The 24,932-nt window shown below is 71.3% G+C and carries 11 protein-coding genes and 2 pseudogenes; 6 read left to right on the top strand and 7 right to left on the bottom strand.

Features of this window, described 5'->3' with window-relative positions:
* Positions 1 to 72: 72 nt before the first annotated feature.
* Positions 73 to 801 carry a hypothetical protein gene (locus ETAA1_RS04200; protein ID WP_145234592.1) on the bottom strand — a complete coding sequence of 243 codons (729 nt, stop codon included), beginning with the start codon at positions 799 to 801 and terminating at the stop codon, positions 73 to 75.
* A gap of 248 nt (positions 802 to 1,049) precedes the next feature.
* Positions 1,050 to 1,313 (bottom strand): helix-turn-helix domain-containing protein, encoded by a 264-nt coding sequence (locus ETAA1_RS04205; protein ID WP_145234594.1) that lies wholly within the window; start codon positions 1,311 to 1,313, stop codon positions 1,050 to 1,052.
* Positions 1,314 to 1,418: 105 nt separating this feature from the next.
* Here ETAA1_RS04205 and ETAA1_RS04210 point away from each other — a divergent pair, with 105 nt between their 5' ends.
* Positions 1,419 to 2,099 carry a hypothetical protein gene (locus tag ETAA1_RS04210; protein WP_145234596.1) on the top strand — a complete coding sequence of 227 codons (681 nt, stop codon included), beginning with the start codon at positions 1,419 to 1,421 and terminating at the stop codon, positions 2,097 to 2,099.
* 621 nt (positions 2,100 to 2,720) lie between these two features.
* Here the strand turns inward: ETAA1_RS04210 and ETAA1_RS04220 are convergent.
* Together ETAA1_RS04220 and ETAA1_RS32710 are read right to left on the bottom strand one after the other, a co-directional pair.
* On the bottom strand, positions 2,721 to 3,212 hold the full coding sequence (locus ETAA1_RS04220; protein ID WP_145234598.1) for a transposase: 492 nt from the start codon (positions 3,210 to 3,212) through the stop codon (positions 2,721 to 2,723).
* Positions 3,200 to 3,811, bottom strand: a complete 612-nt coding sequence (locus ETAA1_RS32710; RefSeq protein WP_145234600.1) for a hypothetical protein — start codon at positions 3,809 to 3,811, stop codon at positions 3,200 to 3,202. Before ETAA1_RS32710 ends, ETAA1_RS04220 begins: the two co-directional genes overlap by 13 nt.
* A gap of 21 nt (positions 3,812 to 3,832) precedes the next feature.
* On the opposite strand from ETAA1_RS32710, the pseudogene ETAA1_RS33760 reads away from it, so the two are divergent.
* From ETAA1_RS33760 to ETAA1_RS04245, 5 genes and pseudogenes are all read left to right on the top strand, one after another.
* A pseudogene (locus tag ETAA1_RS33760) lies at positions 3,833 to 3,940 on the top strand (IS66 family transposase zinc-finger binding domain-containing protein); the annotation flags it as partial.
* A pseudogene (gene tnpC / locus ETAA1_RS04230) lies at positions 3,937 to 5,205 on the top strand (IS66 family transposase); the annotation flags it as partial. The pseudogenes ETAA1_RS33760 and tnpC, both read left to right, overlap by 4 nt.
* Before the next feature lie 172 nt (positions 5,206 to 5,377).
* Positions 5,378 to 5,965, top strand: a complete 588-nt coding sequence (locus tag ETAA1_RS33765) for an RNA polymerase sigma factor (RefSeq protein ID WP_145234604.1) — start codon at positions 5,378 to 5,380, stop codon at positions 5,963 to 5,965.
* Entirely contained in the window at positions 5,965 to 9,258 is a 3,294-nt protein-coding gene (locus ETAA1_RS04240) for a WD40 repeat domain-containing serine/threonine protein kinase (RefSeq protein WP_390621247.1), read from the top strand. The genes ETAA1_RS33765 and ETAA1_RS04240 overlap by 1 nt, the downstream gene beginning before the upstream one ends.
* Before the next feature lie 388 nt (positions 9,259 to 9,646).
* The gene (locus ETAA1_RS04245; RefSeq protein WP_145234608.1) at positions 9,647 to 21,907 is read left to right on the top strand and encodes a putative Ig domain-containing protein; all 12,261 of its coding nucleotides are present in this window, start codon (positions 9,647 to 9,649) and stop codon (positions 21,905 to 21,907) included.
* A gap of 695 nt (positions 21,908 to 22,602) precedes the next feature.
* Here the strand turns inward: ETAA1_RS04245 and ETAA1_RS04250 are convergent.
* From ETAA1_RS04250 to ETAA1_RS04260, 3 genes are read right to left on the bottom strand one after another with little or no spacing between them, the layout of a single operon-like run.
* Positions 22,603 to 23,700 (bottom strand): cysteine hydrolase family protein, encoded by a 1,098-nt coding sequence (locus ETAA1_RS04250; RefSeq protein ID WP_202920653.1) that lies wholly within the window; start codon positions 23,698 to 23,700, stop codon positions 22,603 to 22,605.
* Between the two features lie 35 nt (positions 23,701 to 23,735).
* Positions 23,736 to 24,080 carry a transposase gene (locus ETAA1_RS04255; RefSeq protein ID WP_145234610.1) on the bottom strand — a complete coding sequence of 115 codons (345 nt, stop codon included), beginning with the start codon at positions 24,078 to 24,080 and terminating at the stop codon, positions 23,736 to 23,738.
* Between the two features lie 29 nt (positions 24,081 to 24,109).
* Positions 24,110 to 24,868, bottom strand: coding sequence for an ISAs1 family transposase (locus ETAA1_RS04260; RefSeq protein ID WP_145234612.1), 759 nt, complete (start codon positions 24,866 to 24,868; stop codon positions 24,110 to 24,112).
* Positions 24,869 to 24,932 lie beyond the last annotated feature (64 nt).

A 24,932-nucleotide genomic window follows, 5' to 3' on the forward strand; every position in this document is an offset into this window, starting at 1 on the left:
CTGGCCGGCGGCGCAGCCCGGCGGCGGCCGGCCGGCCCGATTCCGCCCGGCCGCCGGTCCCCCGGCCGGGGCCTACTCCTCGTCCGGTTTCGTCAGTGGCCTGAGTTCCCGGGCCAGGCTCCGGGCCTGCCGTGACAGGCCGGCCAGGCCGTCTACGGCCTCCTCCAGCCCGGCCCGGAAGGCCTGGCGCTGCTCCGCCCGCAGTCTGCCGACCCGGGCGGCGGTCGCCCTGCTTCCCCGCCCCCAGTCGGCGTACACCTTCGACCACCGCCGGAGGAGCAGTTGCAGATCCCGGAGGGCGTCGTTCGGGTGGGGCGCCGGCGTCGGCTTCTTCTCCGTCGGTTCGGCGGGCGGGCGGGCGGGTTTCCGCCGGCGGGCCAGGGCCTGCACCTCCCGGAGCGACGGGACACTCTCACTGGCGAGTATCCCCGCCAGGAGGGCCTCCCGCTGGGCCTCGTCCGGGACGGCGAGCACCGGCTTCATCGCCTCCCAGGAGAGCCTCCCGGCGGCCCCGGCCGGGAGCCCGTCGGGGTAGTACTTCGCGAGCTTGAGCAGCCGGTACAGCAGGGACCGGAGGCCGGCGGCTTCCTTGTCGGGGTCGGCCAGTGCGGCGGCGAGGTTGTCCACCGACCCCGTCCCGTAAGTCGTCTCCAGCGGTACGAGGGCGCGGACCAGCAGGCCGGCGGCGTGGTAGTCTCCGAGCCCCCTGCCCGGCCGGCGGAGGAGCTTCGCCAGCTGCCTGAACTTCGCCAGGAGCTCCGGGCGCAGGGCGGTGCGGTACTCGTCCGCTGTGGTAGACATAGGGCGACCGGGAGGGCGGGTGGGGACGTCGCCGGTAGCCTACCCCCGGCCGGCGGCCGCGCCAACCGTCCCCCCGGCCGGTCGTCGACACCCCGGCCGAACGACCGGTCGGCGTGACCGGCGTCGCGGGTGTGGAACATCCGGGCCGTCGGATGACGGGCTCCGGGTCACGGCGTCGCCGGAACCGATGAATGGTCATACCGGCCCCGGGCGCGGCCGGGGGGCCGGCTCCGACCCCGTGCCGGGGGTCATCTCGCCCCCGGCGCGGGGTCGGAGCCGGCCAGAAAAGTGGTCAGGGCCGCCACCGGATCGAACCCGCACGCCTCCGCCCACGCGGCGAACTCGGTCACGTCCACCCGCCGGTTGGCCGTCTCGCAGTTGTACACCCAGCTCTGCGGCCGGCCGAGCGCCGCGCCGAGGTCCCGCTGGGTCAGCCCGGCCGCCTCCCGGAGCCCCCGCAGGAAGGGCGGGAGCCGGGCGTAGTCGTCCCCGTGCTGGGCCTTCGTCGCCATCGCGGCGAGGGTACGACCGCCGGCCCTTGACACGATTTGCGTGTCAAATCACAATGCGGTCAACACCCGGCCGACCAACGGCCGGCCCGCAGTCCGGGACGCCCGATGACACGCGCCCGTCGCCCCGCTGCCCTTCTCCTCGCCCTGCTGCTGCTGGCCCCGGGGTGCAACCGGTCGCCGCAAGCGCACCCCCTCGGCAACCGCCTGCCGGTAGGGGTCTCGGAACTGTACTTCACCGCGGACGTCGAACCAGCGGACGCTGGGGCGGTTGCGGCCGTATTGAAGAAGGAGAAGCTGTTCGGGGATCGGCCGGTGACTGCCCAGGTGCGGTACCTGAACCGCCGGTACGAGGTCCGAGTGGTCGTCCGGGCCGGGGCCGAGTCGTCCATCCACCCCCGGGCCTGGCGGGCCATTGGGGAGGCGGTGTCCCGGGACTGCTTCCGCGGGTCGCCGGTGGACGTCCACCTGTGCGACGAGCAGATGGCCACCCTGCGTGTGATCCCGTTCGAGCCGGTGCGCCCCGACCTCCCGGTCCGCGTCACCCTCCGCCGGTCGGCCGGCGGGGGGAGCCTGGTCGCGCAGTACCGGAACGAGAGCGCCCGGACCCTGTCCGTCGCAGTGACCGTGCGGAACCCGACGACCGGCGCGTCCCGCTCGACGGCCGTGGTCCTCGCCCCGCGCGGGGTGACCGAGCACGGGTGGGCGGAGGGGTGGCCGTACCGGTCGGGGGACACGATCGCCGTCGCCCACGCCGACTACGAGACGCTGGAAGTGGCCGTCCCCTGACCGCCCGGGCGGCGGGCTCGGCCCCCGCCGCGCCGGCCGCGGCCGACCTGGCAGCCCCCGCACGGCGGGTGGACGGTTGTTGTGTGGCGGCGCCACCACAATTCATTCGCACCGTCCCTCGCGGCCGAAGCTCTCGGTCGCGGCGTCGTTCTGGGCGTCGCCGGTCGGCAAGGGGATGGTCCTCGTGGTCCGGAACGCGTCCCCGGCCCAGACGTCCCCGGACCCGGTGGTGCGGGTGGTGATTGGCACGGAATCCTGGCTCTCCCGGAATGCCATTAACTTGAGCCGGAACCCTTTGCGCCACAGGCTTTTGTCGGAGCTCCGCGCGGGGCCGAATCATGTACGGGTACTTCTTGGCCCGCCGCTTCTGACATTGCGGCTCGACGCGGTCCTTCCGGTCCGGATTCACGACCGAGTCCGGCAACGGCGTCCCCGGCGGGGACGATGCCAGCCACCGCAACGCATCCACGAAGCTGATCCGCGCCGCCGGGACCTTCTGCCGCCGACCGGCTTCAAGCATGACCACCCGGACCAAGTTGTGGACCATGGCGAACGCGACCAACTCCCTCATCACGCCTGTCTCCGTCTCGCACTTGAGCGCGTCCATGCCGAGGGTCGTCTTCAGGTGGCCAGATCGGTTTCCACCTGCCACCGCTGGCGGTAGAGTTCGGCCAGCGCGCCCGCCGGGTACGCGTACGCCGTCTCGTCCGGCAACGTGCTGACCAGAGTGACGGTCCCCACCCGAAAGCCGGGTCGGTTCACGGCATATTGGGTTTCCCGGACGGCCAGCGTGACCGGCAGTGCCGCGTACGCCTCGGCGGTCATCCATGACTGCCGTTGGTACGGCTTGTACCATTCCACGACCTGGTCCGTCGGCCCCAAGTTGCGGACCCACCGGGAGCGGGTCTTGCCGGTGAGCTTGCCCGTGTTCCACCGGGGCGGCGGGGAGCGACCGGGGGTGAAGTCTACGACCCGTCGCTGGCTCATGCGGAACACCCCGTGCAAGCCGTGATCGACGAGGAAATACCGGTACGCGTACGTCCCGAAGGCCCGGTCCCCGACGAGGACGTCACCGGCGCGTAGTTCCGGGTGCAACCGGGTCACGTTCGCCATCTCTGCGACCGCAGCGGGGCTGTGAGGAACGACTGAAGGAAGCCCGTGCCGGCGTGGAAGAGGGCGAGGACGCGGGCGACCGGGAACCCGCAGCCGGCCGCTTGATTGGTCGGCTGGCCGAAGGCGCGTTGCAACCTTGGCGTGTCGGGTAGGCTCACGCCGGTGCCGTCGACGAAGCACGTCCGGTGCCCCCGCCAGAGGCCCTCGGCATCGACGGCCGGCCGGAGGGCCGCCGTGACCGACCGCAGGACGGCCAACGGCAGACGGCCACGGGCCTGGCAGTATGCCGAAGCCGTGAACGGGCGGCCGGTCACGCGTGGCAGGTGGGCGCAGGCGGTGTTGCCGTGTAGGATCTGCAACAGGAAGACGTAGATGGTGGTGACCGGATCGAGGACGCGTTGCCGCCAGCGGACGTTCTGACCGCGACAAAGTTCGCCCACGTCGAGTGGCTCGAGGGTGGCCGAACTGTCGGCCAGGCTCGACGCGGCCCTGAAACACCGGTTCGGCCGCCGCCCGCCGCCGACAAGCCGAAGCGTCGGCGTGACGAGCACGGCCGCTCGCCGCTGCCCGCACACCTCGAACGCCGCGAGGTCGACCACGACCTGACCGCGGCCGAGCGGATGTGCCCGTGTTGCGGCCGGCCGCGGGCGTGCATCGGGGAGCAGACGGCCGAGCAACTCGACCTGGACCCGGCCACGTTCTTCGTCCGCCGCACCTTCGAGAAGAGCTACGCCTGCCGCACTGCGACCCCGCGGCCGTGCCGGCGGAGCAGCGGCTGGCGACCGCCGGCCCGACGCACGTCGGTCCGATCGCCAGGGGGTTGTGCGGTCCTGGCCTGCTGGCCCACGTCGTCATCGCCAAGTTCGCCGACCACACGCCCGTGCATCGACTGGCCGGCCAGCTGGCCCGGTCGGGTGTGACGATCGCGTCCGCGACCCTGGGCGACTGGCTCTTCGGCGCGTCGGAATTGCTGACCCCGCTGTACGACCTGATGCACGCGCGGGTGCTGCGGTCGCGGGTGACCCACGGCGACGACACCGGGGTGAAGTTGCGGGTGCCGGGGTGCCCCCGGACGAAGAAGGCCTACCTGTGGGCGTGCGCCGGCGACGCCGACTACCCGTACGTGGTGTTTGACTTCACGACCGACCACACGGCCGACGGGCCGACCCGCTTCCTCGCGGGTTGCAAGGGCTACTTGCAGGCGGACGCCCTGGCCCAGTACGAGGGTCTCTACGGCGACGACCGGGTGACGCACGTCTGCTGCGTGGCTCACCCCCGCCGCAAGTTCGCGGCCGCCGGTGAGGCCGGCGACACGCGAGCGGCGCGGGCGGTCGAGATGATCGGCCGGCTGTACGCCGTCGAGCGGGCGTTGCCACCGCTGCTGCCGCCGTCGGACGATCCGGTGCACCAGGAGCAGCGTCGGCAGCGGGAGGAGGAGCGTCGGGCGGTACGGCACCGCGACGCCGGGCCGGTGTGGGACGACCTGGAAAAGTGGCTGGAGCAGACGCGCCCGCTGGCGTTGCCGAAGTCGCCGCTCGGCGGCGCCATCGGGTACACGGTCAACAACTGGGCGGCGTTGAAGCGCTACCTGGAGCAGGGGTACCTGGCGATCGGCAACAACCTGAGCGAACGCACGCTGCGGGCGATCGCGTCGGGTCGGAACAACTGCGGCGTGATCGGGAGCGAGGTGGCCGGCCAGACGGCGGCGGTGCTGTACTCGATCGTCGGGACGTGCAAGCACCTGGGGATCGACCCGTTCGCGTACCTGCCGGAGGCGCTGCCCGGGCTGTTCGCCCTGGGCGACAAGCCGACCGCCGAGGACCCGTCGAACTGGCTCCCCGACCGCTGGCTGCTGAATCGTACTCGCGATCACCCATCCCGGCGGCGGTGGCCGGGTAGGCCACCACGCATCAGCTCACATCGAGCCTGCCGATCCCCGACGCCGGGGGACGCACCGCGTTACGCGCCCGCACCGACCTCGGCTCCGGGATGATACCCAACACGAATCCGTCTCGAACCGTGGGGCGCGACCGCGAAACTGGTGTCACAATCGGTGCCACTTCGGGTCTTGCTGACGCGCCGGGCCAGCGCAGGGCGCCGGGCCGGGCAAGGTTCTTTCCATTTTTCCTCCAGCGTAACGGTGTTCGCGTCATTATCTTGCGGGCATGACCTGGGACGACGTCCACGCCCTGCTCACCCGCTTGCGGGACCGCGACCCCGAGTGCTGGGACGACCTCTCCGCTCTGGTGTACCCCTTCCTGACCGCTTGCGCCGCACAGGCAGTGGGGAGCGGCTGGGCCGACACGAGCAGTTCGGACATCGTCCAGGAGAGCTGGATGAAACTTCGTGCGGGATTCAGTACGTTCCGGGGGGCCGATACCCCCGCCGACACCGCCGCGTGCCTGCGCGCGTGGCTCCGGACAGTGGTCCGAAATGTGGCCCGTGATCGCACGCGCCGGCCGTCCGCTCCACCGACTCACCCACTGGAACCGCACGCGTTCGGGACCGCCGCTCCGGCCGCGAGTGACCCCACGCCCAGTACACAGGCGGCCCGGGCCGAGTGGCGCACGCGACTGGAGGGCGCCATTGCCGCCCTCGGACCCGACGAGCAACTGATCATCCGCCGGAGCCTCTACGAAGGAGTCAGTTGCCGTCAGATCGCCACCGAACTCGGGCTCGCCGACCACACGGTCGTGGGCGGATGGCGGAAGGAGATTTTGGCAACTCTGCGTCGGGCACTGGGGGACGAGTGATGCCCCCGCCCGCGACGGAACCGGATATCCCTTCGGTCGTCGACGACTTCATTCGTCGGCTGTGGGCGGGGGACACTCTCGACCCCGACGCGATTATTCTGGAACACCCGCAGCACGCTGCCGAACTGGAACAACAACTCCAGACCGCGCTGCGGTTCTACCAGGAGATCCAAACCTTCCCGCGACTGGGGCGGTATCGGTTGGCGGCTCAACTCGGGGCGGGCGGGTCCGCGGTCGTCTACCGCGCCATCGACACCTCGACACACCAGACCGTCGCGCTGAAAGTGTTTCGTCCCGCCTGCCTGCCGGACCGGCTCGAGCGGGACGCTCGGCTCTTACTCCGGCTCAAGCATCCCAACATCGTCCGGTTCCTCGATTCGGGGGTAACCGACGACCAGCCCTACCTGGCGATGGAACTCGTCGACGGGGGGTCGCTCGCGACGCGCGTCGCGTCCGGGGTCCGGTACCACCCCGCGGAAGTCGTGGGGCTGATCCGGAAACTGGCACATGCCGTTCAGTACGCCCACGAACAGGGTGTCATCCACCGAGACATCAAGCCGGGAAACATCCTGATCGATGCGGCGGGCGAGCCCCAGTTGATCGACTTCGGCCTGGCCCGCGACCTGACGAACCCGGGTGTCACCCGGGCGGGCGAGGTTCTCGGAACCCCGCTGTACATGGCCCCCGAGCAGGTCGGGGGAAACGCCCGGGACGCCGACGCCCGAACGGACGTCTACGCACTGGGCGCCGTGTTTTACGAACTGCTCACGGGCCGTCCGCCGTTCTCACCGACCGGGCCCGTGGGACTCGCGCGGCAGATCGCCGAGGACGCGCCGCCCCGGCCCCGTCACGTCCGACCGGGGGTCCCCCGCACGCTCGAAGCCGTCTGTCTGCGGTGCCTGGAAAAGGAACCGGGCGACCGCTTCCAATCCGCGGAGGGACTGGCCACGGAACTCCGGCACTGGAGCGAGGGTCGGTCGCAGCGCGTCTGGCACCCGTCTCGCGCCGGGCGGGTGCGGCGGTGGTGGCGGCGGCAGAAGTTGTGGGCGCGACGCGCGATCCAGGTGGCGGGCACCCTGGCGGTCGCGTGCGCCGGATTGGGATGGACGGCCTGGACCCTCAACCAACAGGCCCGGGCCGACCGGCGCGGTGCCGAACTCGAGCGCCGGGCCGCCGAGTTGGCCCGCGAGAAGGAAGCGCAGGAAGGGCAAGCCCGCGCTCGCGCCGAGGTTCAGATGGCACTCGCGCGCGGGTGGCGATCTCTTCAGGAGGGCCGGGTCGGGCGCCTGCGCGAAGTGCGGGAATCGCTGGCGGCCGTCGGGCGAGCGTGGGAGGTACTTCCCGAAGGCCATCGCGGGGCGGCGCGGTTCGAAGCCCGAACACTGTTCGCAATGTCGCTGGCGGCACACGACATCGACCGTGAACCGGACGCGACAATTCCGTTGCCGATGTTACCGTTGTCGTTGTGGAGCGTGGCGGCGCACCCGGGCGGAGCATGGCTGGCGGCGGGTTCACGAACCAAGCCGATCCGGCTGAATCCGGGATCGAAGCCGCCCCCGGATATCACCCCTCCCGAACTCGGTGAACCAAGCCCGCGGCTGGCGTTCAGCCCGGATGGCCGCTTCCTGGCCTTCGCTCCGGCCACCGGCGGGCTGCAAATCTGGGACGGGGAGTTGCGCCAGTCGCGGCCGCTCGCCGAACCGGAGCCGGCCCCGGGTGGCCCGCCAATCGCCCTGAGTTTTGCGAGCGACGGCTGCGACCTGCGGGCGTGCTTCGCCGACGGGAGGGTGCGTGCCTGGCGGGCGGACGGATGGGCGCCCCGCGGGAGTTGGACGTTGCCGCGTGAGTTCGGGGTGCCGGCGGCGGCACGATTCGCGCCCGCGGGGGACCGGGTCGCCGTCGGGTCCGTCGCCGGCCGGGTCCGCGTCTTCACGTCCGCCGGGCAGCCGGAACCGGACCGATTCGCCAGCGCGGCGCGCACGCAGGTCGAGTCGTTGGCCTGGACCGCGGACGGGCGCACGCTCGCGGCCGGGTTCAAGGAAGGGCGGGTCGTCGTTTGGGAAGAGGGCAAGCCGGAGCGGGCCATGTCGGGCCGGTTCCCGAACGGGGTCGGTTCCCTGGAGTACGCGCCGGACGGGAGCGTCCTCTGCGCGTCGCGCGCCACGTCGGAGAGCCTGTTCTGGGACCCGGCGGGGCGGGTGATTCTGGCGGCACCGTTCTCCGTGGTGGAGTTCGGTCGAGCCGGGCGTACCGTCACGATCAGCGACTCGCAGGGGGCGGGGGTCGCCCGGTGGGTGGAGCCGGCCGCCATCCGGACGCTGCGCGGTCACCAGACGGCCGTGGGGAAACTGGCCTACTCGGCTGACGGGAAGCGGCTGGCGTCGGTGGACGCGAGTTTCGAGGGGTGGGTGTGGGACCTCGAATCGGGCGGAGCCGTCGCCTCGTACCCGCTGCCAATCGGTGGGTTCTACACCGCGAACTGCGGGTTGGCGCTGAGTTCGGACGGCCGGTGGCTTGCATTCGCCAGCGGGGGTCGGGAGAGGTCCGCGGTCGTGGTCCGGGACCTGACCCGCGGCCGCGAAGCGGGCCGCTGGGAACTGCCGGGCGGGTTCGACCACCTGGCGGCCCTCGGCGGGGACCGGTTCCGACTGGTCCGCGAGGAGTTCGTCGGCCAGTCGGAGGTGTTGCAGAGCGTCCTGTACGACCTGAACCCGACCCACGGTCCCGAGCGGCTCGCCGTGGTGCGTCCGGCGCACGCGTCGGACGTGCGCCGCCACTTCGAAGGGTTGCTCACCCCCGGCGGTCGGTACTACGCCTGGGTCGGTCCGCGCCTGCCTCGTGAGCGGACGCGGGTGGAGATCGTGGACCTCGAGGGGCGGCGGACGATCCACTCGCGCGCGCTGCCCCAACCGATCCCGTCCGATCCCGCACTCCGTGTCGATCCGTCGGGACAGGGCATCGCCAGGCTGATCTCGACGGACTTTCAGGTCAGCTACTCGGTCGGTGCGGACGGACGGGTACGGGAAGAACCCGCGGTCGGTGACGACGCGGAACCGGGACTCCTCCAGAACTGGGCTGCCCGCGCCCGGAGCGGCGACCTCCCGCGCGACTGGGAACCGCTGATGGGCCTGACCGGTGGAACGTTCGTGCCCGAAGACCGGACCGCCTGGTACTTTCGATCGCCTGACCGCAGGTGGCTGGTCTGGTCGGACGCGAGCGGGTTGATCCTCGTTGCGGAACGGGAGCCCCTGTTCCGACTGGTCAACGCGTTCGACCGAGAGACGTTCCGCTGACCTGACCTGAAGTGAACAGGGGGCGGCCGGCATGAAAAGCCGCCCGGCTCCTGCGCACCAGCAACCAACCGGAAGCTGTTGCGGAACAAGCCCTTCCGGTCGCGGTTATCCGGCAACCTGACGCGGGTCTGGTCGGAAAATGCGGAGAAAGTGAAAAGAATTCCCCCACAGTGGCCCTGAGAACCTTCCTGTATCTCGAGGTCCTTCACGCCTCGCGTTATGTACCCCTCCCGGACCCGCGCCCATGCCCGCCGTTCGCCGCTTCCTGTCGTGGTGCCAGAACCGCGGTGGGAAAGCGTCCCGGTCCAGCCCACTGCGGTGGGGGAACCGGTATCGGCTCTGGTGTGAACCACTCGAAGACCGTGTCGTCCCGGATGCGGGGCCGCGGGTGACGGCGGTCACCCCGTTGGAGGTGCGGAACGCGAACTTCGACCACGTCGATGTGACGTTCAGTCGCGACATCGACCCGGGCAGTTTCACCGCGTCCGACGTGACCCTGGGCGGTATCGGCGGCGCCGTGGCGGTCAGTCGCGTGGCGATGACCGGGGGGGCGTCGGCGCGGATCGACTTTATCCCGATCACGGTCCGCGGGGGCTACACCCTCACCATCGGCCCGGACGTGCGCGACACGCTCGGGAACCAGATGGACCAGAACGGCAACAACACCGCGGGGGAAGCGACGGACAGATCGGTCACGTCTCTGGTGTACGTCAGCGCGAACGTGATCTTCGCCACCAACACCACGATCGGCGAGACCAACCTGACCTACGACGGGCAGGATCTGTTGATCGACGGCGGAACCGTGGCGGTCGACGGTCCGCATAGTTTCAACTCGGTCCACATCATCAACGGCGGGGTACTGACGCACACCGCGAACACCACAACGACAACCCACAAACTCGACCTGACCGTGGCGGAGCAGGTGATTGTCTATGCGACCTCGCGGATCGACGTGACGGGGAAGGGGTACGTGGCGGGGCGGACGACGGGGAACACGGCGGCCGGCGGGGCCGTGAACGCCGGGGGCAGCCACGGCGGGCTGGGGGCGGTCACCCCCGGGCCGACGAACGCCGCGTACGGGGACTACGCCGACCCGGCCGACTGGGGCGCGGGTGGGGCCAACTTCTGCGGCGGCGGGGTGGTGCGGATCACCGCCGGCACCTTGCAGCTCGACGGGGTGCTGGCGGCCGGCGGCAGCGGCGGCAGCTACGGGGCGGGGGCCGGCGGCAGCGTCTACGTGTCGGCCGACACCCTGGCCGGGGCCGGGGCCATCGGGGCCTGGGGCGGCGGCGGCCTGTACGGGTTCACCAACGGGGGCGGGGGCGGCGGCCGGGTCGCCGTCTGCTACCGCGCCCTCGCCGGGTTCGACCCGGCCCGCGTCACCGCCGGCGGCTTCAGCGCCGGCACCGTCTACCTGCGGGACGCCGACGAGGCCACCGGCACCCTGGTGATCGACAACGACGCGGCCGGTATCAGCGGCACCGGGGTCACGCCGCTCGGATTACCCGGCCAGGCCACCGCCGCGTTCGGCGACGCCGTCGTCATCCGCGGCGGCCGGACCAAGGCGCAGCCCGATCACACCGGCATGACCCTCGAGTTCCGGAACGCCCTCACCGTCACCGGCGCAACCCTCCAGGGGGTGAATCTGTTGCAGGTCACACTCACCGGGTCACTCTTGGTGAGCGGAGGCGGAACACTGCAAGTAGCCGGGTCGCTGGTGTCCCAGACCGCAGTCACCATCGACGGGGGAACCCTGGCCACCGAGTCCGTGTCCGCGCCGTCGTTGTCGGTACTCAACGCGAGCGTGCTCACCAGTCTGTCCTCGACCGCCGCCCAGATGCACAAGCTGGAGGTGAATGTCGCCGGCACCATCGCCGTCGATTCGTCGAGTCGGATCGACGTGACGGGGAAGGGGTACGTGGCGGGGCGGACGACGGGGAACACGACGGCGGAAGCGGCGACCGGGGGCAGCGGCGGTAGCCACGGCGGGAAGGGGGCCTTGGCCGGCACAGGGGTAGTGACGAACGCGGTGTACGGGGACTACGCCGACCCGGCCGACTGGGGGGCCGGCGGAGTTAACAGCCCAGGCGGTGGGCTGGTGCGGATCACCGCCGGCACCTTGCAGCTCGACGGGGTGCTGGCGGCCGGCGGCAGCGGCGGCAGCTACGGGGCGGGGGCCGGCGGCAGCGTCTACGTGTCGGCCGACACCCTGGCCGGGGCCGGGGCCATCGGGGCCTGGGGCGGCGGCGGCGGAAACGGGAACTACATCAACGGGGGCGGGGGCGGCGGCCGGGTCGCCGTCTACTACCGCGCCCTCGCCGGGTTCGACCCGGCCCGCGTCACCGCCGGCGGCTTCAGCGCCGGCACCGTCTACCTGCGGGACGCCGACGAGGCCACCGGCACCCTGGTGATCGACAACGACGCGGCCGGTATCAGCGGCACCGGGGTCACGCCGCTCGGATTACCCGGCCAGGCCACCGCCGCGTTCGGCGACGCCGTCGTCATCCGCGGCGGCCGGACCAAGGCGCAGCCCGATCACACCGGCATGACCCTCGAGTTCCGGAACGCCCTCACCGTCACCGGCGGGCGGTTGGAGGGGGTCGAGCAGTTGGCGGTCGCCCCGGCCGGATCGCTCCTGGTCACCGGCGGCGGGTTCCTGGAGGTGTCCGGGGCGCTCACGGCCCAGGCCGCCGTCACGGTCAGCGGGGCGACGGTGGCGGCGGGACAGGTGTCCGCGCCCGCCCTGTCGGTGGTCAACGCGGGGTTGCTGACCAGCCTGTCCTCGACCGCCGCCCAGATGCACAAGCTGGAGGTGAATGTCGCCGGCACCATCGCCGTCGATTCGTCGAGTCGGATCGACGTGACGGGGAAGGGGTACGTGGCGGGGCGGACGACGGGGAACACGGCGGCCGGCGGGGCCGTGAACGCCGGGGGCAGCCACGGCGGGCTGGGGGCGGTCACCCCCGGGCCGACGAACGCCGCGTACGGGGACTACGCCGACCCGGCCGACTGGGGCGCGGGTGGGGCCAACTTCAGCGGCGGCGGGGTGGTGCGGATCACCGCCGGCACCTTGCAGCTCGACGGGGTGCTGGCGGCCGGCGGCAGCGGCGGCAGCTACGGGGCGGGGGCCGGCGGCAGCGTCTACGTGTCGGCCGACACCCTGGCCGGGGCCGGGGCCATCGGGGCCTGGGGCGGCGGCGGCCTGTACGGGTTCACCAACGGGGGCGGGGGCGGCGGCCGGGTCGCCGTCTACTACCGCGCCCTCGCCGGGTTCGACCCGGCCCGCGTCACCGCCGGCGGCTTCAGCGCCGGGACCGTCTACCTCGTGAATGGATTCCCGCGTACCCACGTCCGCACCCATTCACCTGCGGGCAACGAAGTGGGCTTCGTTGGCAAAGGCGACGGTTATGTCCCGGAAGTCACTTATCTGATGTTGACCACAAACAAGCCCCTCGACCTCTCCACGTTCCCACCTTCCGCGTTCGAGATCACCGGCCAGATGGGACGGATCACCCCCACGTCGATCACCCTCGTCGGCGACCGGACGTACCGCATCGACCTGCCGTTCCCGTTGACCGAGAACGGGACGTACCACTTCCGTCTGGTATCGACCGTCAAGGATGTCGAGGGCTTCCGGCTCGATCAGGATGCGGACGGCATTCCCGGCGAGACACTCCAGGACGACTACGTCTTCGACCTGACCGTCGATTCGACCCCGCCGCGCATCGTGGCGCACACTCCCGCGGGCGACGTCGCCGGGACCGTCAGTTCGGTGGATGTGTTGTTCAGCGAGGCGATGAACAAGACCTCGCTCACGACCGGTGATGTCGTCGTCACGCGGCCGGACGGGCAGACCGTTTCGGCCACGGCCATTACCGAAATCGGCCTGAACCGATTCCGCGTCTCCTTCCCCGCCCAGACGCTGGTCGGCAGCTACCAGGTGAAGGTCGGGCCGGACGTCCGCGACCGCGCGGGCAACAGACTCGACCAGGACCGCGACGGGAACTTCGGCGAACCCGTCGAGGACGTGTACGTCGCCGCGTTCAACATTGTGCAGGTCGATCTGGGACTTACCAATGTGGTCGTCGGGTCGGCGGCGCTCGTGGCCGGAGAGCCGGTGACCGTGTCGTGGTCCGGGGTCAACCGCACCGGTGCCCCGCTCGTCGGGAACTGGATCGACGGCGTCTACCTGTCCAAGGACGGCGTCTGGGACATCAACGACACCGTGCTTGCCACCGTCCCGCACACCGGCGGGTTGGCCGCTGGTGCGACCTACACGGGTGCGGCGACGGTCAACGTTCCGGGCAAGTTGCCGGGCAACTACCGCATCGTCGTGCGCTCCGACGTCGCCAACCAGGAACGCGAAACGAACGAGGCGGATAACCAGATCGCGAGCGTGGTGCTGTCGCTCGGTGTCCGCCCGCTCGCGACGACCGGGGCACCGGTCACCGGAACCCTCAGCCCCGCGGACCGGCTGGACTTTTACGCAATCACCCTCGGCAAGCGAGAGAGTCTCACCCTGAAACTCGACTCCGCGGCCGGCACGCGGGTCGAACTCGCCGTCAGCTACGCCGCCATCCCGACGCGGGTCGCGTTCGACGCCCGGTCCGCGAGTCCGGGCCCGCACCAGGAGGTCACGCTCACCGGCATCGCCGGCGGCGGCACCTACTACGTCATGGTGTACGGCGACCAGGTCGGCGGCGGGGCCGCGTACACGCTCAAAGCCGAGAAGGCCGAATTCTTCGTCACCGGCGTCACCCCGACTCGCCACGGCACCGCCGCCGACGCGGTGATGGTGGTGACCGGCGTCGGGTTCGACGAATCTACCCGCGTGTCGCTCCTCGACCCGGCCGGGCCGGTCGTGCCGTACCCGACACAGTTCGTGTCCCCGACCACGCTGCTCGTCACTCTCGACCTGACCCACTTCCGGCCCGAGCGGTACGGCGTCCGGGTCCTGAAGGCCGACGAGGCGATCACGCTCCCGAACGCGTTCGAAGTCGTCGCCGGCGGGACCGCGACGCTCGAAACGAATCTGGTCGTGCCGGGCAACGTCAGCCCCGGGTTCCCGGCCAAGCAAACGGTCTGGGTCGAGTACCGCAACTCCGGCACCGTCGCGATGCCCGCCCCGCTTCTGTCGGTGTCGGTCGGGGGGGACGGGTTCCTCACCACCAGCGAGTCGGTCGCCAACCAGATCATGGAGACGCGCACCCGGCCGGTCGGCCTGGGGGGCACCGTCCAGGTCCTCGGCATCGGCTCCACGGCCACCCCCGGCACCCTCCAGCCCGGCGAATCCGCCCGTATCCCCGTCTACTTCGTCGGCTTCCCGAAAGATCCCGGCGGGAACAACGTCAGCTTCACGCTCGGCAGCCTCACGGCGCTGGACACGACCGAGAAAGTGGCGTACCTCCTCAACCCGGACGAACTGATCGTGTACGAGCGGCCGGGAACGGGTGCCCGCAACATCAACGTAAACCTGCCCTCGAATCCGCCACTGGTGGACAAGCTGGGGAACGGCACACTCCTCGGCGTGCTGTCGCCCTCGAACTACGTCAGCCCCCGGGCCGGCGGGGCCGCGAACACCCGCGAGGAATACCTGGCCATCGACTGGCCCGCCGTTGAGGCACAACGCCCGGCGTCCGTCCCGGCCGATGCCTGGCAAGCCGTTCTCGTCAACCTGCGGGCGAACTACGGCGACCTGTGGGCCGACTACGTCAACGAGATGGCCCAGAACGCAAATTACCTCGCGTCGGTCGGTCAGACGACGAGCGACGTCGGAGCCCTGTGGGCGTTCGAGGTGGCCCAGGCTTCCGCCGCGCTCAGCCCGATCCGCTACCTCGCCGGGGCGGTCGACGCGTCCGTGCCCGCGCCCGGACTGCCGCTCACGTTCAGCCGCGTCTACGGCCAGGACATCCCGTCGCGGTTCACGCTCGGCGTGATGGGCCGGGGTTGGACGCACAGCTGGGACGTTTCGGCGCGGGTGGACGAACTGACCGGGGACGTGACCCTTCACGGCCCCGGCGGGGTGGCCCGTTTCTTTACCAAGCGCAACAACGGCACCTACACGGCCAGCCCCGGCGACTACGGGACGCTCACCCTGACCGGCGGCGTGTTCAACCTGGTCGAGACCGACAAGACGCTGTGGCAGTTCAACACCGACCGCCGCCTCGAATTCGTTCAGGACACGAACGGCAACCGCATCTCGCTCGCCTACGCGGACGGCCTGCTGTCGAGCGTCACGCACTCGAACGGCCGGCAACTCGTGCTCGCCTACTCGGGGGCCGTCGGGCAGCGGAAACTGCTGGCATCCGTGACCGACACGGCGGGCGCGGGCGCGTCCGACGACCGCGTCACCACCTACGAGTACGACGCGAACCGCGAACAACTCGTTCGCGTCACCGCCCCCGGCAACCGGGTCACGAGCTACGACTACGCCCCGCTCGACCTCGTGACCTGGAAGCCGACCGGCCCGCGCGGTGACACGAACCCGCCGCGGCTGTTCTCGGGACCGAAGAGCTACGCGCTGCAGGCCGTGACGTACGCGGACGGCACGCACGACTACTTCAACTACGACGCCGCCGGCCGGCTCGTCGACACGTCGAAGGACGGGGGCACCGAGGCCGTCACCTTCGGCCACGACGCCGTCGATTTCGGCACGAACCCCGGCCGCGTCCGGGTCACCGACGCCTCCGGGCGGGTGACGACGCTCAACTTCGGCCTCGGCGGGCAGCTCGTCCAGGTCCGCGACGGCGACGGCCGGGTTGTGTCGTTCGGGTACGACACGAAGGCACAGTTCTCCGACCTCACCGGCCCCGGGGGCGAGCGCTACCGGTACGCCCACGACGCCGCCGGCAACCTGACCGGGGTCCGCGATGCGCTCAACCTGGAGACCACTTTCACCTACGAGGCGGCTCACCAGAACCTGGCGTCGTTCACCGACGCCCGCGGCAACGGGCTCGGCTACGAGTACGACACGAAGGGGAATCTGAAGGCGATCGTGTACGAGGACGGGTCGCGGGAGACGTTCACCTACGACGCGGTCGGGAATGTGCTGACGGCCACCAACCGCCGGGCGCAGGTGACGACGTACACGTACAACGCCGCCGGGCAGGTGCTGACCAAGGACTACAGCACCACCCCGGGGCCGGTGAAGGACTTCGTCTACACCTACGACAGCCGGGACAACCTGCGGACGGCGACCGACGCCGGCGGGACCACCACCCTGACCTACGACCCGGTCACCGACCGCCTCACCCGCATCGACTACCCGGGCGGGCATTGGTTCGCCTTCACCTACGACGCCGCCGGCCGCCGCGCGACCCGCACCGACGAGACCGGGCGAGTGCTCCGCTACGGGTACGACGCCCTCGGCCGGCTCGACACCCTGTCGGCCGACGGCGAGGGGGTGCTGGCCGACTACGACTACGACGCCGCCGGGCGGCTGGCGACGAAGACGCTCGGGAACGGGGTGTACACGACGTACGCCTACGACGCGGCCGGGAACGTCGAACACCTGGTCAACTACCTGCCGGGCGGGGCGGTGCTGTCCCGGTTCGACTACGGGTACGACGCGTCCGGCCGGCGGACGTCGATGACGACGCTGGCGGGGACGTTCACGTACGGGTACGACGCGCTTGGCCAGCTCGTGCGGGTGGAGCACCCGGACGGGCGGGTGGTGGTGTACGACTACGACGCGGCCGGGAACCGGCGGCGGGTGACCGACGACGGGGTGGAGACGGACTACACGGCCAACGACCTGAACCAGTACACGCAGGTCGGCGGCGTGACGTACACGTTCGACGCCGACGGGAACCTGAAGAGCAAGACCGAGAACGGGGTGACGACGACCTATGCCTTCGACGCCGAGAACCGGCTGACCGGGGTGACCGGCCCGGACGGGGCGTGGACGTACCGGTACGACGCCCTCGGCAACCGCGTCGGGGCGACGGCGAACGGGGTGGCGACGACGTACGTGATCGACCCGACCGGGCTGGGGAACGTGGCCGCTGAGTACGGGGCAGGCGGGGCGCTGGTGGCCCGGTACGACCACGGGTACGGGCTGGTGTCGCGGGCGGACGGGGCGGGGGCGGCGTTCTACACGTTCGAGGCCATCGGCCACACGAGCGAGCTGACCGGGGCCGGCGGGCAGGTGCTCAACAGCTACCGGTACGACCCGTTCGGCGTGTCGCTCGGCAAGTCCGAGGCGGTGGCCAACCCGTTCGAGTACGTCGGCGAGTACGGCGTGATGAACGAGGGGAACGGGCTGGAGTTCATGCGAGCGAGGCACTACCACCCAACTGATGGACAATTCATTCAGTACGATCCGCTTGGAATTGCGGGTGGACTCAACGGTTACTCCTATACAGATAATGGACCGGTTTCTCGTCTGGACCCTGTTGGGTTGTCATGGGTAGACGACGCAGCCTCTGTCGTAGGCGGTGCTATCGGCGTTGGGTACGCCGCATATGCATCGTTCATCTCCGCTGGGGTCGCCACACCGTTCGTAGCTGCGGGAGGTATTGCCTCCGCCTACCAACTCGGGACCGGGCTAGGTAACCTCGGAAGTCGTCTTCTCTGGGGCCTAGACCCTGTTTTCAGTGGTGGCGTCTGGCAAGACTTCGCCGATGCAGTGTCAGATGATCCGGCAGTGATCGAAGCCGGTCACATTGCAGATTACTGGTTCAATGGACCCGACATTGCAAATATCTATCCCGCGGCGGTAGACATCTACCGTAATCGCACCGCGTTGCGTGACTTGCTTGGACGTTTATCACAACTACCTGTCCTTGTCCTGCCACTAGATTGGCCAGTCTTTCTCGCGCAGCTATTCAGCTCGGCACTCGCTCGCTCTCGTGATCCGAATGATAAGCTTGCCCCGGCGGGCTTCGGCGGTGCGGCGTTCGTCCTGCCGGACAGCTCGCTCGCATACACCGTCCGGTTCGAGAACCAGGCCGACGCCACCGCCCCGGCCCACGATGTCCTCGTTACTGACATCCTCGACCCGACCCTCGACCTCGACACGTTCGAGCTGACCGAGGTCGCCTTCGCCGGCGTCCGCCTCGCCGTCCCCGCCGGCCGCGACCACTACGCCGCCGCCCTGCCGTTCGTCGCCAACGGCGTCACCCTCCGCGTCGAGGTGGCGGTCGATCTCGACCGGGCCACCCGCACCCTCACCCTGTCCCTGCGGGCCACCGACCTGGCCACCGGCTGGACACCCGAAAACCCACTCCTCGGCCTCCTCTACCCCGAGGACGGCACCGGCCGCGGCCAGGGGTCGTTCAGCTACCGCATCCGCCCCCTCGCCGGCCTGCCGACCGGCACCGTGATCGAGAACCGCGCCCGCATCACCTTCGACCAGAACGACCCGATCGACACCCCGGCCGTCCGCAACACCCTCGACGCCGCCGGCCCCACCAGCCGCGTCACCACGCCGACCGCGACGATCACCGGCGACACCCTCACCCTGACGTGGGCGGGCGAGGACGACCCGGGCGGGTCCGGGGTCGCGGGATACGACGTGTTCGCGTCCGTGGACGGCGGGGCGTGGTTCCGGGTCGTGTTCGGCGCCACCGCGACGAGTACGACGTTCTCGGTCGTCCCCGGCCACGCCTACGGCTTCTACTCCGTCGCCCGCGACCTCGTCGGCCACACCGAAGCCGCCCCCGCCACTGCCGACGCCGTCGTCACCGTGGTGAACACGCCGCCGGTCCTCGCCCCGATCGGCAACCGCACCGTCAACGAGGGCAACACCTTCACGTTCACCGCCACGGCCACCGACCCGGACGCGGGGCAGACCCTGCGGTTCACCCTCGACGCGGGTGCCCCGGCCGGGGCCGGCATCGACCCCACCACCGGCGTGTTCACCTGGGCGACGACCGAGGCCGACGGGCCGGGCGTGTACGCGGTCACCGTCCGCGTGACCGACGACGCCAACCCGGCCGCGACCGCCTTCGAGACGATCACCGTCACCGTCGGCGAGGTGAACCTCGCCCCGGTCCTCGCCGCGGTCGGCGACCGCACCGTCAACGAGGGCGAACTGGTCACCATCCCGGCGACGGCCGCTGACCCCGATCTGCCGGCGAACGCCCTCACGTTCACTCTGACCGGCGCGCCCGCGGGCGCGAGCATCGACCCGACCACGGGCGTCTTCACCTGGACGCCGACCGAGGCCCAGGGGCCGGCCACGTTCACGTTCACCGTCCGCGTCACCGACAACGGCACCCCGGCCCTGTTCGACGAGGAGGCGATCACCGTCACGGTGGGTGAGGTCAACACCCCGCCCGTGCTGGACCCGATCCCGGACCAGACCGTCGACGAGGGGAATTCTCTCACCTTCACGGTAACGGCCCACGACGGCGATCTGCCGGCTAATACGCTCACGCTCAGCGCCACCGGGTTGCCCGCTGGCGCGACGTTCGTTCCCGCGACCGGCGTGTTCACCTGGACGCCGACCGAGCTTCAGGACGACGCCTTCGCGTTCGACGTGCATGTGAGCGACGGCACCGCCACCGTCACCCGGACGGTCCGTGTCACGGTTCGCGAAGTCAACGCGGCCCCGGTGCTGACCAGCCCCGGCGACCAGACGGTCGACGAACTGACACCGCTAAACTTCACCCTCGGCGCGTCCGACGTCGATCGGGTCGCCGGCTCGCCCAACACGTTCACCTACGCCGTCCTCAGCGGCGCGCAACCGGGGATGACGCTGGACCCGGTCACCGGCGCGTTCTCCTGGACCCCGACCGAGGCCCAAGACGGCACCTACGCCGTCACGTTCCGCGTGGCCGACAACGGCAGTCCGAGCCTGGCCGACACGAAGACCGTCACGATCACCGCTCGCGAGGCCAACCAGGCCCCGGTCCTCGCCCCCGTCGGCGACCGGAGCATCGACGAGGGGAGTTTGCTCACCGTCACGGCACTCGCCGCCGACGCCGACCTGCCCGGCAACACGCTGACGTTCAGTCTCGCCGGCGGACCGGCCGGGGCCGCGATCGACCCGGTGACCGGGGTCTTCACCTGGGCCCCGACCGACGGCCCGGGTTCGACCACGATCGCGGTTCGCGTGACCGACGACGGCAGCCCCGCACTCAGCGCCACCCGGACCTTCACGGTCACCGTGGGCAACGTCGCCCCGACCGCGGCCGTCACGGGCCCGGCGACCGCCACCCTCGGCCAGCCCGTGACCTTCACCCTGACCGCGGCCGACCCGTCCCCGGCCGACCAGGCCGCGGGCTTCACGTTCGAGATCGACTGGGACGGCGACGGGCTCGTCGATCAGACCGTGACCGGCCCGTCGGGCACGCTGGTCGCCCACACGTTCGCCGGGGCCGGCCCGCAGCAGGTGACCGTCACCGCGACCGACAAGGACGGCGGGGCGAGCGAGGAGGCGGTCGCGGTCCTGTCCGTCGGCGGCACCCCGGGCGGGAGCGGGACGGCCGTGATGAGCGGGACGACGCTGGTCGTCACCGGGTCCGACGGCGACGACGTAATCACCGTCCGCCGGTGGCACGGTTCCGCGGCCACCCTGGTGGTGCGGATCAACGGGGTGACGGTCGGCACCTTCACGAGCGTCACGGACATTCTGGCCCGCGGCATGACCGGCAACGACCGGATCGTCGTCGGCCACCACGTCACGCAAAACGCCCGCCTCGAAGGCGGCGACGGCGACGACTACCTCCAGGGCGGTGCGGGCGACGACACCCTGCTCGGGCAGGGCGGCGACGACGAGGTGCGGGCCACCCGCGGGGACGACGCCCTCGACGGCGGCGCCGGGGACGACCGCCTCGTCGCCGGCAGCGGCCGCGACCTGCTGGTCGGCGGCGCCGGGAGCGACACGCTCCGCGCCGGCAGCGGCGGCGACGTGCTGTACGGCGGCCCGGGCGGCGACGTGCTGTCCGGCGGCAGCGGCTCCGACACGCTCGACGGCGAGGACGGCAACGACACCGTGTCCGCCGGCGGCGGCGCCGACACCGTCCGCGGCGGGGCCGGCGACGACTACCTGGACGGCGAGGGCGGCGCCGACTCCATCGCCGGCGGGGCCGGGAACGACACCCTGGTCGGCGGGGCCGGCGAGGACGTGCTCGACGCCGGCGACGGGGACGACGTGTTCCTCGGCTGGGGTGGCGTGTTCGTGGGCGACACCCTCCGCGGCGGCGCCGGCACCGACCGCATCGTGAACCCGGGCGAGGACGGCGGGCTGGCGCTGACCGCGTTCGGCGCCGCCGAGTCGGTCGAGGAGGTCGTGGGCGCGGCGTGTGGGTCGAACCAGCACGTCGCGGGCACGTCCGGGGCCGACGTGCTGAACTTCGCCGCGACGCGGCTCACGAACCTCCTGTACGTGGACGGCCGCGGCGGGGCCGACGCCATTACCGCGTCGGCCCTCACGACCGGGATGCGGTACGTCGGCGGGAGCGGCGGCGACACGTTCGCCGTGGCCGCGGCCGCGGCCGGGACGGAGCACGTCCTCGGCGACTTCCGCACCGGCACCGACCGGCTCGACCTGCGGGCGCTCGGCGTGCAGTTCTCGGACCTGATGTTCGTGGCGGCCGGGGCCGACCGGCTGGTCCGCATCCGGCTGGCGTCCGGCGCCGTCATTACCCTGCGGCTGAAGAACGTGAGCACGAACCCGCCGGCGTCCGACTTCCTGTTCGCGTGACGGCATGACCATCCCGCCGGTCGCTTGGTACTACGACCCCGACGCCGACGTCAAGCGGACCGGCCCACCGCCCGACCCACAGGCCGGCGGCGTCCGATTGACCGCGTCGAGGGGCCTTCACACATGTCCCCCTGAAGTCCGGCGGAAGGGGCGTGAGCCCGTGCCGGCGTGGCGGGCGATCACCCAGCACGCGGCCGGGTCTGCGGACAGATTGTGGCGGCGCCTCTACTGTTTGGCGCGTTCCGGCTCGGGCCGGGCAAGGGCTAAAGAAAGGCCACCGGTGCCCGCCAGCCGGCGGGCACGGGCGACACGATCGGATGGGGTCGATTCACCCGGCGCTCGGGCTGGCCCGCCCCGGTGGGCAGGCATATCGGCCGTCGGCAGCCTCGCCCCGCCCTGGGGCGTGTCAGAGCAGGCCGTACCGGCGGGCGGCGGCGCGGGCCCACAGCCCGCCGGTACGGCCAGGGCCAGGCCCGACCCGCCGGCCCCGGCGACGGCCGCCGTCGCCGCGGGCCGGACCCGGCGACGGCGGGCGGCCAGCCGGGCCTTGAGCCGGGTCAACCCGGACGCCCGAGAGCCGCCACGCGGGCCTCGCGCAAGCGCACCGATCTCAGCCCGGTGGAAGGTCACGCCCTTCGACGGCCACCGGGTCCGTCGTCCGGGCTTCAGGTCGGGCCCGGCGACCGCGACCCGGGTCAGCGCCGGGCACCCGCCGGCACCACCCAGCTCACCTGGGTGATGAACTGGTTGAGGGACGCGAACGAGACGTGCGCGTTGGTGGCGAACCGCGGGGTGTCGTTCGCCGGAAACGTGGCCAGCGTCGCGTCGCCGACGAGGAACACGTCGAAGTCGCGCGACAGGTTCTCGTACCCGGCGGTCGTACGGCAGAAGCACATGTCGGTCGCGTACCCGGTCAGGAGGACGTGCCGCACGCCGTTCCGCCGCAGGAAGTCGCGCAGCGGGGCGTACCCCTCGGCGTCGTAAATCACCACGTCGGACGGGTAGACGGTGACCGCCGTGCTCACCGGGATCGGCAGCTTCCAGAACCCGTCGCCGTTGTACCGCGGGCCGGCGTCGAGGCCGGGGAACTGATTGAAGTAGTCGATCGCTGGCCGGTCGGTGCGGAGCGTCAGCTTCGCCGGCAGCGGGTCGCCCGTGTACCGGTACGCGGCGAGCGCCGCCCGCAGTTCCTTCTCGCCGGCGGCGCGCTCGGCGGGCGTTGGCGTCTTCGCGAACGAGCGGTAGACCTTCGTGCGGACGGGGTCGGCCGGGCCGGGGAGGCTGTACATCACGAACGCGACGCGGTCGCGGAGGCGGGTCAGGAACGGGTCGATTACCTCCTTCGTGTGCCGGCCGGCGAGCGCGTTCTTCTCGGGCGTGCAGAAGTCCACCACGCCGTTCGGCTCGGGCGTCTTCCAGCCCCAGCTGTCGTCCACCGCCCACGGGTGGACCATGATCACGGCCGTGTCCTTCGCCCGCAGCCGGTTGGGCACCTCGACGATCCCGCGGGCGTTGTACGACCACCGCCACGCCCGCACGTCGAGGTCGCCGTCGGGGTCGTCCACGAGCCGCGGCGCCTCGAACCGCCGCGCGGCGACGACCGGCTCGACGTACTGAGGGTAGTCGGCGAGCAGCGGCCGCGGGTTCGCGATCGGCGTGAGCGTGTTCTCATAGACGCGCGTGGCCGGGGGCTCCTGCGCGCCGAGAGCCGGCGTGTCGGGGAGGCCGCGCGGGAACACGGCCGCGGTGGCGAGCGAGCCGAGGGCGAAGCCGAGGACGAGTGAGCGGTTCACGATGGGCTCCCAGGACGATTGCAAAGTCGCAGGTATCAGCGGGTCATGAGGTTGATGGCGCGTTCGATGTCCCAGTTGAGGGCGTCGGCTTGCGCCTTGAGCGGCTCGCCCTTACCCCCGGGGTTGAGTACCCGCAACACGCTCACGGCCGCGCTCAGCAGGGTCGTGAAGCGCTCGGCCAACCCCGGCCGGCGGCACACGTGCCGGTCCTCGTCCCACCACCGGTCCTTCTCGAAGTGCAGGCTGTTCTCCACCGACCAGTGCCCGCGAACGAGCCGGAGCAACGCGGCGGCGGTCACCACGGCCGGGTCGAGACTGGTGGCGAAGTACCGCGTCTCGCACGTCCGGGCGCCGTCCGCCCCTCGGGTCTCCCGGTCCACCCGCACGACCGCCCGCAGGCCGGGGACGTTCAGCGCCTCGCGGGCGTAGTCCGCCGTCGCCGCGTCGCACCAGACCCGCCGGGTCTCGACCGCCCCGCGTTTTTTCCCCGCGCCGTCGCGCTCGCCGACGCCGGGGTGGCGTCGGCGAACGCGGCCCGGATCGTCTCGTGCAGGTCGGGCTGGTTGTCCTTGACCGCCAGCACGTAGTCCCGCCCGGCCTCGACGATCGCCCGGGCCAGCGGGCGCTGGCAGAACAGGGCGTCCCCGGTCAGCACCCGGAGCGACGGCCAGGCGGCGAACAACTCGTCCAGGTGGGCCTTGAGGACCTCGGGCTCGGTCTCCTTCCCGTCCCCGATCGGCCAGTCGGCCAGGCACACCCGGGCGTCGTGGGCGAACACGTTGAGGACGTGGATCGGGTCGCCGTCGGCGTCGTGGGCCTGCTTGCTCGTCTTCCCGTCCACCGCGGCCGCGGTCGGGGCGTCGGCCATCACCCGGGCGAGCCACCCGGCCAGGGCGCCGCGGAACTCGTCGATCGAGAAGGCGGCGGCCGCGCGGCTGTAGGTCGTCGCGTGCGGGGCGTACGGGCGGGTCAGCCCGAACGCCTCCCGGAGGGCCGGCCAGTGCCGCTTGGCCCACCGGGCGAGGGAGGCGAAGTCGGGGTGCCGGCTCAGCAGCCCCAGGAAGACGACGGACAGTAACCCCGCGAACGGGTGGCGGACACCACGGCGGTGGCGAGGGTCCGTGAGTTGGCGGAACGCGGCGACCAGTGAGTCGGAAGTGGGTGACATCGGGGCTCCATCCCGAGGTGAGTAACTCGCAACCCGTCAACACGTTAACCGGAATTCTGGACTT

The sequence above is a fragment of the Urbifossiella limnaea genome, from assembly GCF_007747215.1.
GTDB classification, from domain to species: Bacteria; Planctomycetota; Planctomycetia; order Gemmatales; family Gemmataceae; genus Urbifossiella; species Urbifossiella limnaea.